5 protein-coding genes and 1 pseudogene are annotated in these 12,331 nt (G+C 65.9%); 3 read left to right on the top strand and 3 right to left on the bottom strand.

All coding sequences use genetic code 11. From position 1 onward, the window contains the following. On the top strand, positions 1–731 hold a 731-nt coding region (locus AC2VOP_RS16415; RefSeq protein ID WP_486961956.1), incomplete at its 5' end, for a condensation domain-containing protein. Positions 732–870: 139 nt separating this feature from the next. On the opposite strand, the gene AC2VOP_RS16410 is transcribed toward AC2VOP_RS16415, so the two are convergent. Then, positions 871–1,527 carry a methyltransferase family protein gene (locus tag AC2VOP_RS16410; protein WP_486961958.1) on the bottom strand — a complete coding sequence of 219 codons (657 nt, stop codon included), beginning with the start codon at positions 1,525–1,527 and terminating at the stop codon, positions 871–873. Between the two features lie 78 nt (positions 1,528–1,605). Next, a complete protein-coding gene (locus tag AC2VOP_RS16405; RefSeq protein ID WP_486961957.1) occupies positions 1,606–3,345 on the bottom strand; it encodes an AMP-binding protein in 1,740 nt (579 codons plus the stop codon). Positions 3,346–4,266: 921 nt separating this feature from the next. Between AC2VOP_RS16405 and pks2 the strand changes: the two genes are divergently transcribed. Beyond that, positions 4,267–10,602 (top strand): sulfolipid-1 biosynthesis phthioceranic/hydroxyphthioceranic acid synthase, encoded by a 6,336-nt coding sequence (pks2, locus tag AC2VOP_RS16400; protein ID WP_486961955.1) that lies wholly within the window; start codon positions 4,267–4,269, stop codon positions 10,600–10,602. Positions 10,603–10,668: 66 nt separating this feature from the next. Here the strand turns inward: pks2 and AC2VOP_RS16395 are convergent, their stop codons facing one another. Further along, positions 10,669–11,937, bottom strand: a complete 1,269-nt coding sequence (locus AC2VOP_RS16395; RefSeq protein ID WP_486961954.1) for a glycosyltransferase — start codon at positions 11,935–11,937, stop codon at positions 10,669–10,671. A gap of 189 nt (positions 11,938–12,126) precedes the next feature. On the opposite strand from AC2VOP_RS16395, the pseudogene AC2VOP_RS16390 reads away from it, so the two are divergent. Beyond that, positions 12,127–12,331 (top strand): annotated as a pseudogene (locus AC2VOP_RS16390) (GMC oxidoreductase); the annotation flags it as partial.

Here is a 12,331-nt window from a genome sequence, read left to right as displayed (position 1 = left end):
CCACCACCGCAGACCTGCTCGACCAACTCCACAACACCCACAACCACACCCTCGAACACCAACACCTACCCCTCAACGACATCCACCGCATCACCGGCCAGCAACGACTGTTCGACACCGTCTTCGCCTACGAAAACTATCCGATCGACACCACCGCGCTGTCGGGCGCCGACGGGTTGGCCATCACCGAGCTGACCAACCGCGACCACTACCACTACCCGCTTGTGATCCAAGCCGTCCCCGGCAACGAACTGGGCCTTCACGTGCAATTCCGGCTGGATGTTTTCGACGCGGCCACCATCGAAACGCTCATCGAACGGTTCCAGCGAGCCCTGGTGGCCATGACCGCCGACCCCACACGACCACTCGCATCACTAGACCTCGTCGATCACACCGGCAACGGGGCCGCGCTAACCCAGCCGGCAACCACGCCGACACCGGCACCCGAATACCACGGCAACGGTAATGGCCATCACGGCCCGGCTACCCCGGTCGAGCAGATCTTGGCCGACATCTACGCCCAGGTGCTGGGTGTAGACCGCGTCGGCGTCGACGAGTCGTTTTTCGACCTGGGCGGGGATTCGCTTTCGGCGATGCGGGCGATCGCCGCGATCAATACCGCCCTCGACATTCAGCTCACGGTGTGCACTCTATTGGATGCGCCGTCGGTGCGAAGCTTGAGCCAACAGTTGGACAGAGATGCCCGCTCGGTGAAAAAAGGTAAAGCCTAAGGGTTTCCGCGATGCAGGCTGTGCTGGCATGCTGGGGAACTCGCGGCGATGGTGTCACCGGTCACTACAGCCTCAACAGCCTCTGCCTGACGTGACGGGTGATACCTGACTAACCGTGCGCGTCGGCAGCCACGACCTGTTACCACATGTGTGGCACCAGGCGGTAGCGAACCGTCTGCGTGTACTCACGGTATCCGTCCAACTCCTCCCGGAGCAGCTTCTCCTCGTCGCGGATGCGCCAGGCAAGCACCAGCAGGCCGGGTACGACGAAGACGAGTCCCCAGTAGGAACCGAGCGCAAGGGGCACGCCCACCATCGCGATCACGTTGCCGGTGTACATGGGGTGGCGCACCAGCCCATACAGACCGGTGGAGACCACCTTCTGGCCAGACTCGACCCGGACGGTCGATGCCGCGTAGCTGTTCTGAATGACCACCAGCATCACCACACCCAGTCCGACCGCGACCAGGACATCACCGACCACGCAGACTGCCGTCGGCACCGGAGACCACCCAAAGCGATGATCGAGGGCGCTGACCACGATCATCGCAGCCAGCGACAGCCATACGCCACCCATGACGACCTTCTGCACCACTCGGGTTTCCGCCCTCGGCCCTCCACGCATCCGCCGCTGCAGCGCAGCGGGATTCGTTCGCGCCAAGTAGATGCCGGGAATCCGGGCCGAAAGGGCAAACACCGCCAGCAGAACCCATGCTTGCCAATAGTCGAACGTCCACGCCGGCAAAAACAGCATCAAGCCGAACACGCCCAGCCCAACAAGCTCGGATGCCACCATTTGAGGAACGGTTTTCACGGATCCTCCTTGCCGTCGAACCGGCGTGAATTTTGGGAGAACCCTACGCGCGGTTGGCGTTCAAACATCCACGCGGACGAACTGATTGCGCTGGTACTGCTCGACACACGTCGATCTCCTGACCTTGCCGCTGGTGGTGATCGGAATCGAACCCGGTTGTACCAGAACCAGGTCCGCGACTCCGACGCCGTGCGAGTTTGAGACCGCCGAGGTGACCTCACGTTTGACGACCGTGAAATTGTTCATCACATCCTCGTCGGAGTCACCTCTCCGCTTGGCTTCGATGACGACGACAAGCTGCTCCATGCCCCGATCCGGAACGGCTATCGCCGCGACCCGGCCTCGGGTTATCTCCTGGACCGTCGCCTCGATGTCGTCGGGAGAGTGGTTACGCCCGTAGACGATCAACAGATCTTTGATGCGGCCGACGATGAACAGCTTCCCATCGCAGACAAAACCCAGATCCCCGGTCCTCAGCCAAGGCCCTTCCGGTGTGCCGGCCGACGGCGCGACAAGGGAGGCTCCAAAAGTGCACTGACTCTCTTGGGGTTTGCGCCAATAGCCCGCGGCAACGTTGTCGCCGTGCACCCAAATCTCGCCGGTCGTTGCCTCCGGACGCTCGGTCCGGGTCTCCGGATCGACAATCCGCACGGTGGGTGATTGCAGCAGCGGATAGCTGACCAGTGGTGTGCCGCGTCCGTTTGCACACCGCTTCGCGTGACCGGCAGAGAGCATCTCCGACTCGAAGTCGACGAATTCTGGTGGTTGGCCCGCTCTGCTGGTCGCCACGTACACCGTTGCTTCCGCCAGCCCATATGACGGCCGAAGCACTCGCTCATGAAGATTGAAGCGCGCGAACCGCTCAGCAAAGCCTTTGAGAGTCGACGGGTGCACTCGTTCGCTGCCGCTGAGGATGGTGTGCACGTTGCCGAGGTCAAACCCCGACAGGTCGTCGTCTGACGTTTTGCGTGCCGCCAGTTCGAAAGCAAAGTTCGGCGCCGCAGAAAATGCGTGCGAATGGCTTGCGAGCAGTTGCATCCACCGGGCCGGGCGCTGCAGAAACGCCACCGGGGTCATGAGCACGGATTCGAATCCCGCGAGAATCGGTGCACAAACTGCACTAACCAAACCCATGTCGTGGTAGAACGGCAGCCACGAAACCAGCGTCAGATCCGGCGGAGGAATCCCCTCACTATCCGCAAAGTAGCCAGATACCAACTGCTCGTAATTGGTCACCAAGTTCTCATGGGAGATCATGACTCCAGCCGGTTTCCGGGTCGATCCGGAAGTATATTGCAAATAGGCGAGCGCTTGGTCATGATCTTGTCCGGCATCGGATCGTATCGGAGCGTCCAGATCCAGCAAATCCACCTCGATGACCGATGGGTCGGATCCCCAGGCTTGCGACGTGACATGCCGGGTGACCTCGCCCACCACCGAGGATGTCGTGAGAACGGCAGCGGGGGACGCATCGGAGAGCGCCGAATCAACACGCTCATCGGTGACACCACCGAGCGGGACCGAGAGCGGAACCGCGATAATTCCGGCTTGTAATGCGCCCAGAAAAGCAACGACGTAATCCAGTCCCTGCGGCGCTAATATCACGGCGCGATCCCCCGGTGATGCGCAAAGTCGGAGCTCACGGGCAACGTTCAGCGCTCGCCGATACAACTGCGGCCAGGTCAGGCTTTCGGTAACGCCGGCCCAGTCCTGCTCGTAGTCAATAAACGTGAATGCCGTGTCATCGGGCTGCAGGCTGGCACGCTCGCGCAGCACAGCCGGAAGGGATGTCTCCACCACGTCGAACAGGTTACCGTGGCCGTCGCCGCGACATCTCGGTTCTCTTTGCTTCTCAGCGTGCATCGATTCGTCGAGTGATTCGTCGAGTGATTCGTCGAGTGCGGTTGCCGAGCGCGGCCGACGCACCACTGATCAGCATGAGTCACCGCATCCCCCCAGGTCCTGGCCAGATCCTGCGCTTTTTGCACCCGGTTGATCCATATCGTCTCGTCGCCGCGGATCCCGTCGAGTTCGGGCAGCGTACGGCTGTCGACCAGCCGATCGAACGCCAGTGAACAATTCTCTTCGAGCCGCGAGATGAACCCGGGCTCACGGTGCAACCGCAGCAGCGCATGCCCGACCAGGCACTGCGGCTGACCGCCGATCACATAGCGGCTCGTCTCGTCGGTCTTCTCGGGATACCGCTGGGCAACCCTGCGGATCTCGTTGATCAGCGTCTCGCCGACAGCACTCACGTCGTCTTCCACCGCGGCAAGCGTAAGAGGATACCGATAGAGAGTGCTATGGAGCCGGCGCTAGAACTTCGCGGTTCGAATTGGTGTTGACCACAAGCGCGTGGCTGACACCTCCGCAACACCCGCGTGCACGTACGCACACTTCTATGCTCTGCCTGCCGGAGTCCATTTCAACTCACCGACACGGTTCAAGCCGCCGGTATCTCGACTCTTGTACAGCCGGGTACAGCCGGCGCCTGGCCCTTGTGTCCTTGACACCTGCGTAATACTGTGAGCCTTGTCGCCTAAGGCGCTGACGTGCATGAAATCCTTCAACAAGAGCAACGCATCGATCGACGCGGACGTAAGCACCCTGGGTGGGTCGGGGGCGAGTCAAGCAGCGGACAATGCTTCAGAGTCGCTGCTGTGAGGAGGCGCAATGGTTTCGTTCGCGACGGGTGATGGTCGTTCGGACCCCTCAGGTTCGATGAGGGGCACCCCGCCGGTCACGCCGGTTGCTGTCATCGGCATGGCCTGCCGGCTTCCCGGCGGCATCAATTCCCCGCAGCAGCTGTGGGAGGCGTTGCTGCGAGGTGATGACCTGGTCACCGAGATTCCGCCCGACCGCTGGGACGCCGACGAGTACTACGACCCCGAACCGGGTGTGGCGGGTCGGTCCGTGTCGAAGTGGGGCGCGTTCCTCGACGACGTTGCCGGCTTCGACTCCGAGTTCTTCGGGATCAACGAACGCGAGGCGACCGCACTCGATCCGCAGCACCGCTTGCTGCTGGAAACCTCGTGGGAAGCCATCGAGCACGCCGGCCTCACCCCGGAGACGCTGACCGACTCGCTGACCGGCGTGTTCGTGGGTTTGACGCATTACGACTATCAATTGGTCGAGGCTGATTCCGACGCCATGGAGGGCCCGTACGGTTTCCAAGGCAACGTGTTCAGCATGGCGTCCGGGCGGATCGCCTACACCCTGGGCCTTCAGGGTCCCGCGTTGACGGTGGACAGCGCATGCTCTTCTGGCCTGCTCGCGGTGCACATGGGCTGTCGCAGCCTGCACGAGGGCGAGAGTGATCTGGCGCTGGCGGGCGGCGCCTTCGTGATGCTCGATCCGCGAAAGTTCGTCGCGGGCACGGCGCAGGGTCATCTGTCTCCCACCGGGCGCTGTCATGCGTTCGACGTCGCCGCCGACGGGTACGTGGGTGGCGAGGCAGCTGCCGTGGTGTTGCTCAAGCGCCTGCCGGATGCGCTGCGCGACGGCGACCGGATCCTGGCGGTGGTGCGCGGCACGGCCGCTAACCAAGATGGCCACACCGTGAACATCTCGACGCCGTCGCTCGCCGCGCAGACTGCGGTGCACCAGGCGGCGCTGGCCGCGGCCGCTGTCGACCCCGGCACAATCGGCATGGTCGAGGCGCACGGCACTGGCACCCCGGTGGGTGACCCCATCGAATTCACCAGCCTGGCGAAGGTATACGGCGTCGAGGATTCCTGTGCGCTGGCGTCGGTGAAGACCAACCTCGGCCATGCCCAGTCGGCCTCCGGAACTCTCGGATTGATCAAGGCCGTCCTCGCACTGCAGCACGGTGTGGTGCCGCGGAATCTGCACTTCACCCGGCTGCCCGATGAGCTTGCCCGCATAGACACGAAACTTTTTGTGCCACAAGAGACCACAGAGTGGCCTGCGAACAGCGGCCGGCCACGCCGGGCGGCGGTGTCGTCGTATGGGGTGTCGGGAACCAACGTTCACGCCATTGTGGAGCAAGCACCAGAACCTGCCCCCGAAACCGCTAAGCCCCACGACGCCCCAGCCGAAACGGCGATGACAGCACCGGTGTTGGCCGGTGACCCGCTGCTGTTTGCCCTGTCGTCCACCTCGGCCGACGAGCTGCGCCGCACCGCCGGCCGGTTGGCTGACTGGGTGCAGGCACACCCGGACGTGGCGATGCCGGATCTGGCCTACACCCTGGCGCGTCGGCGTGCGCACCGCCCGGTGCGCACCGCGGTCATCGCCGGCAGCCGGCCGGAGCTCGTCGACGCGTTGCGCGCGGTCGCCGACGGCGATACGCCGTATCAGGCCGCGGTCGGACGCGACGATCGTGGCCCGGTGTGGGTGTTCTCCGGGCAGGGTTCGCAGTGGGCCGCGATGGGCGCAGACTTGCTCGCCACCGAACCGGTGTTCGCCGCCACCGTCGCGGCGGCCGAGCCGGTGATCGCCCGCGAGTCCGGGTTCTCGGTGACCGAGGCGATGACGTCGCCGGAGACCGTGACCGGTATCGACCGGGTCCAGCCGACCATTTTCACCATGCAGGTCGGCCTGGCCGCCACCATGAAGGCCTACGGGGCACGCCCGGGCGCGGTCATCGGGCACTCCCTCGGTGAGGCCGCAGCGGCCGTCGTCGCGGGTGCGCTGTCGCTGGAAGACGGGCTGCGGGTTATCTGCCGCCGATCGCGGCTGATGTCGCAGATCGCCGGTGCAGGCGCCATGGCGTCGGTGGAACTACCTGCCAAGCAAGTGCTTTCGGAGTTGACGGCGCGCAGCGTCAAGGACGCCGTGGTGGCGGTGGTGGCATCGCCGCAGTCCACCGTGATCGGCGGCGCCACCCAGACGGTTCGCGATCTGGTCGCGGCGTGGGAGCAGCGCGACGTGATGGCCCGCGAGATCGCCGTCGACGTCGCGTCGCATTCGCCGCAAGTCGAGCCGATCCTCGACGAGCTGAAGCAGGTGCTGGCCGACCTGCACCCGATGACACCGGAAGTCCCGTTCTACTCGGCGACGCTGTTCGACCCGCGCGAGCAGCCGGTCTGCGACAGCAGGTATTGGGCGGACAATCTGCGCAACATGGTGCGGTTCGCCGCGGCGGTGCGGGCCGCTTTGGAGGACGGCTACCGGGTCTTCGCCGAGCTGGCGCCGCACCCGCTGCTGACCCACGCCGTCGAGCAGACCGCCCGCAGTCTCGACATGCCGCTGGCCGCCCTCGCCGGTATGCGCCGCGAGCAAGAGCTGCCGCACGGGCTGCGCGGCCTGCTGGCGGAGCTGTACAGCGCGGGCGCGGCGATCGACTTCTCCGTGCTGTATCCGAACGGGCAGCTGGTGGATGCGCCGCTGCCGACGTGGACCCACCGTCGGCTGTGGTTGAGTAGCGACGGCCAGGACTCCCCAGCACACGGCGGCTGCACCGTTTCGGTGCATCCGCTGCTGGGGCCGCATGTGCGCCTGCAGGAGGAGCCGGAGCGCCACGTGTGGCAGGCCGAGATCGGCACCGCCGCCCAGCCCTGGCTCGCCGAACATCAGATCCGCAATGTGGCCGTGCTTGCGGGGGCGGCTTACTGCGAGATGGCGTTGGCGGCCGCACGCACCGTGCTGGGCGAGGCTGGTGAGGTCCGCGACATCCGCTTCGAGCAGGCGCTGCTGTTAGATGAGCAGACCACGATCGGCGCCTCGGCGTCGTTGTTGTCGTCTTCGGGGCCGGGCATCGCCGAATTCACCGTGGAGACCAATCAGGGCGGCGAGCAGGCGCGGCACGCGACCGCTGTCCTGTCTGCCGCAGACGATGAGCAGCCACCCGCCTACGACATGTCGGCGTTGCTGGCTGCGCATCCGCGTCGCCAGGACGGCGCCGAGGTGCGTAAGGGCCTGGAACAGCGCGGCATCCAGGACGGTCCGGCGTTCACCGGTCTGGCCGCGGTGCGCACCGGCGATACCGAAACCGACACCGTGCTGGCCGAGGTCGGGCTACCCAGCCAAATCCGTTCGCAACAGGCCGCTTACACGGTGCACCCCGCGCTGCTGGACGCCTGCTTTCAGTCCGTCGAAGCTCATCGCGACGTCCAGAACCTCGGCGGGGGCGTGCTGGCGTTGGTGTTGGGTCTTGGTCGCCTGCGCGCTTACGGTTCGACCCGCAACGCCCGCTACTGCTACACCAGGGTGACGAAAGCCGACACGTCCGGGGTCGAGGCCGACCTCGACGTGCTCGACGAGCACGGGACGGTGCTGCTGGCGGTGCAGGGGCTGCGGCTGGGCACCGGAGCATCCGAGAACGGCCACCAAGACCGGGTGCTGGCCGAGCGGCTGCTGAGCATCGACTGGCAGCAGCGGCAGTTGCCTGAACTGCCCCGCGTCGACGCCGGCAGCTGGCTGCTGATCAGCACCACTGACGCCGACGTGCTGGCCACCATGTTGGCCGATGCCCTGAAAAGCCATGCCGCGCACTGCACCACCATGTGCTGGCCACCACACGCCGATCACGCCTCGAACGCAGCAGAGTTGGCAAACCATCTGCGGGCCGGGAGGTTCAGCGGTGTGGTGATCCTCACCGGGCCGAAAAACGGTGCCCCAGTATGTGATACCGAGGACCAGGCCCCACTTCTGGGCCGCGAATATGTGCAGCATCTGGTGCGCATCGCCAGCGAGCTGGCGAAGACCGCCGGCGAGCCGCCACGAATGTACGTGGTGACCCGCAACGCCCAGACGGTGCTGGCCGGTGACCGGCCCAGTCTGGAGCAGGCCGGGCTGCGGGGTTTGATCCGGGTGATCGGCGCCGAGCATCCGCACCTGCGCGCCAGTCAGATCGACGTGGACGAAGCCACCGACACTGAGCAGGTGGCATGCCAACTGCTCGGTGGGTCCGAAGAGGACGAGACTGCCTGGCGAAACGGCGCGTGGTACACCGCGCGGTTGTGCCCGGCTCCGCTGCGCCCCGAGGAGCGGCAAACCGTTGTGGTCAGCCATGAGTGCGACGGGATGCGCATGCAGATCCGCACGCCCGGTGATCTGCAGTCGATGGAACTCGTTGCCCGCGAACGGGTTGCGCCGGGACCGGGACAGATCGAGGTCGCGGTCACCGCGTCCAGCATCAACTTCGCCGACGTGCTGCTGGCCATGGGCCAATTCCCCAGCTTCGAGGGGCAGCTGCCGCAGCTGGGTATGGATTTCGCCGGCGTGGTGACCGCGGTCGGACCAGACGTCACCGCCCACCAGGTGGGCGATCATGTCGGGGGTCTGTGCGGCGAGGGCTGCTGGGGCACGTTCCTCACCTGCGACGCCAACCTGGCCGTCACGCTGCCGGCTGGGCTGGCCGACGACCAGGCGGCGGCGGTGACGACCGCGCACGCCACCGCCTGGTACGGCCTGCACGAGCTGGCCCGCATCACAAGCGGCGAGAAGGTGCTGATCCACTCCGCGGCCGGCGGAGTGGGACAGGCGGCGATCGCGGTCGCCCGCGCCGCGGGTGCCGAGATCTTCGCCACCGCGGGCAGCCAGCAGCGTCGGCAACTGTTGCGCGACATGGGTATCGACCATGTCTACGACTCGCGCAGCACCGAGTTCGCTGAGCTGATCCGCCGTGACACCGACGGCTACGGCGTCGACGTCGTGCTCAACTCGGTGACCGGCCCAGCCCAGCGCGCCGGAGTGGAACTGCTGTCCTTCGGTGGCCGGTTCGTCGAGATCGGCAAACGCGACATCTACGGCGACACCCGCCTGGGGCTCTTCCCGTTCCGGCGCAACCTTGCGTTTTACGCCCTCGACCTGGCGCTGATGTCTCAGAGTCATCCGGACCGGATCCGGGCCTTGCTGGACTCGGTGTACCGGCTCACCGCAGATGGTTCGCTGCCGATGCCGCAGAGCACGCACTACCCGCTGGCCGACGCGGCCACCGCGGTTCGGCTGATGAGCGGCGCCCAGCACACCGGCAAACTCGTGCTCGACATTCCGCACACCGGTTCCAGCCGCGTGACGGTGCCCCCGGAGCAGGCTCGGGTCTTCCGCCGCGACGGCGCCTACCTCATCACCGGCGGGCTCGGGGGCCTGGGGCTGTTCTTGGCCGAGAAGATGGCAGCGGCCGGCTGCGGTCGTATCGTGTTGTCCTCGCGTTCGCAGCCAACGCCGGAGGCGCTGGAGACCATCGAGCGTATCCGCGCGGCCGGTGCCGATGTCGTGGTGGAGTGCGGCGACATCGCCGATCCCGAAACAGCGACCCGGTTGGTGGCCGCGGCGACCTCCACCGGGCTTCCGGTGCGCGGTGTGCTGCACCTGGCCGCGGTGGTCGAGGACGCCACACTGGCCAATATCACCGAGGAACTCATCGAGCGTGATTGGGCGCCAAAGGTTTACGGCGCATGGAACTTACACCGTGCCCTCCAAGAAACCACCGCCGGGCAGTCGTTGGACTGGTTCTGCTCGTTCTCCTCGGCGGCCGCGCTGGTGGGCTCGCCCGGTCAGGGTGCCTACGCCGCAGCCAACAGCTGGCTGGATGCCTTCACCATGTGGCGCCGGGCTCAGGGGCTGCCGGCCACCGCGATCGCCTGGGGCGCCTGGGCCCAGATCGGTCGCGCCACCAGTGTGGCGGAGGACGCCGGGGTTGCCATCACTCCCGACGAGGGCGCGTATGCGTTCGAGGCGCTGTTGCGCCACGACCGTGCCTACACCGGCTACGCACCGGTCACGGAGACACCGTGGCTGTCTGCCTTCGCCCAGCGCAGCCCCTTCGCCGAAGCGTTCCGCTCTACCGGGCAAAGCACAACGGGCACAAGCAAACTGCGTGCCGAGCTCGACGCGCTGCCCCCAGAAGAGCGGCCCACCCGGCTGCGGCGTCTGCTCTCCGAGCAGGTCGGCCTGATCCTGCGCCGCAGCGTCGATCTCGACCGTCCGCTCTCCGAGTATGGCGTCGACTCGCTGGGCGCCCTCGAACTACGTACCCGCATCGAGACCGAAACCGGAATACGCCTCACTCCCAGCGATATCGCCGTCACCACCGTTCGCGGCTTGGCGGATTTGCTGTGCGAAAAGCTGGCACCCGCAGAAGCCGACTGACAGCGGGGTAGGGTTCTTAGAGCCTGGCTGCCTTGCGCGGCAACCATTCTGACGGGCCGCCGCCGATCAGCCGACCCGCTTGCGACGGGCGAAATCTTCCATCAGATCAGCGGTGGTCGCAATGCTGTCGGCGGGTTTGGTCATCCGGGCGGCAAGCTCGCGAGCCCGGGTGCGGTATTGCGGATCCAGGATCTGGCACAGGTCGGCGACCAGCGATTTCTCAGTCGTGGTCGAAAAACGCCGCCCGGTACCTACTTTCAGCCGTTTGACTCGAGCTCCCCAGAGCCCCTGATCGGGTAACGTCCAGAGGATCAACGTGGGGACGCCGGCGCGCAGGCCGGCATTCGTGGTGCCCGCGCCACCGTGGTGTACGACCGCGCGGCACGCTGGAAAGACCGCGGCGTAGTTCATCTCGCTCACCACTTTGACGTCATCCGAATGCGGAGCGTCACTGAATTCGGTCCCGGCAGCGCAGATCAACGCCCGCTCACCTAACCGCGCGCAGGCCGACCCGATCATGGCGAGCGTATCGGCGGCAGAGTCGACCGCTACGCTGCCAAACCCGAAGCAAATCGGCGGTGTTCCCCCGGCAATCCACGACAAAACCTCTTCGTCGGCATCCGTCGGCAATTCCATAGTCAGCGCACCGACAAAGGGCCGCCGGCCGTTCCATTTCTCCCATTCGGCTGCCAGCCCGGGGTAGCACACCTCGTCGTAGGCCTGGATCTCCAGCGATCCGCGTTCGGTGATCCGCCGCTGCCAGGGGGCGGTGGCCTGCGGCAGACCGAGTTCACGGCGCTGCGCGTCCTCGACCTTCTTCGGCCCCCGCCAAGACAGCCACTCGAACGTCCTCATCACGGAGCGGCCCAGCGGCGCCGGCAGCAACGGCACGAGTTGGCCGTTGGCCCGAAACGGAAAGATATGCAGCGTGGCCAACGGAATGTCGCGATACTCAGCGACGTTGGCAGCGGTGTCCTCGTAGTTCATGCCGGTGAGGAGCAGATCGGCCCCGTCGGTCAGCGACGCTAGCGTCGTGCTGACGTCCCGACGGCAGTCGGTCAGCGGCTCCACAACTTCGCCCCACATCCTGCCCAGCTCCCGGATCTTCCAGGGGTTGCCGAAGAAATACGTCCAGAAGTCGCGGTGCGGGTCCAGGATGGCCTGTAGATCCGGTCCATAGGCGACCGCCGCAGGCCCGGCCGACTCGACAAAGCCGACCATTTCAGGCGCCACGGCCATGCGCACGTCGTGCCCGCGGCGCACCAGCTCACGGCCGACCGCGACGTAGGGCTCGACTTCGCCGCGCGTACCCCAGTTGGCCAGCACAAATTTCATTGCGGGCATTGTAATCAGGCTGGCATCGCACCGCCGAGGTGGGTGGCACCGAATGATACGATCACCATTCGCCCACACCGGGCCGAATCTTTGGGCCCTGATGCGCTGAGGAGTTCGGTTTTGGCTGACGGGCTGGATGCGCGCGAGGCGGAACGCGTTGTGTGGGACGTGGTTGTCGTGGGCACCGGTATGGGCGGCGGGATGCTGGGTTATCGGCTGGCCCGCTCGGGGCGGCGGGTGTTGTTCGTGGAGAAGGGCCGCTCGACGCTGCCCGGGGCGGCGGACACGATTCGCGCTGCGATGCCGGAGCTGGCCGAGCCGCTGGCGTGTCGTTCCGCCCAGGCCCACGACGACGCGTTGGCTCGCGCCGGGCGCTGCACCGATGAGATCGAAG

It is taken from the genome of Mycobacterium sp. TH-M106 (assembly GCF_057473765.1).
This window is presented reverse-complemented; position numbering and strand designations above follow the sequence as displayed.

Excerpts from the sequence above, each read along its gene's own strand:
- AC2VOP_RS16410 (WP_486961958.1), bottom strand. The coding sequence starts at position 1,527 with ATGGTGGCATCCGAGCTTGTTGGGCTGGGCGTGTTCGGCTTGATGCTG.
- pks2 (WP_486961955.1), top strand. The coding sequence starts at position 4,267 with ATGAGGGGCACCCCGCCGGTCACGCCGGTTGCTGTCATCGGCATGGCC.
- AC2VOP_RS16395 (WP_486961954.1), bottom strand. The coding sequence starts at position 11,937 with ATGAAATTTGTGCTGGCCAACTGGGGTACGCGCGGCGAAGTCGAGCCC.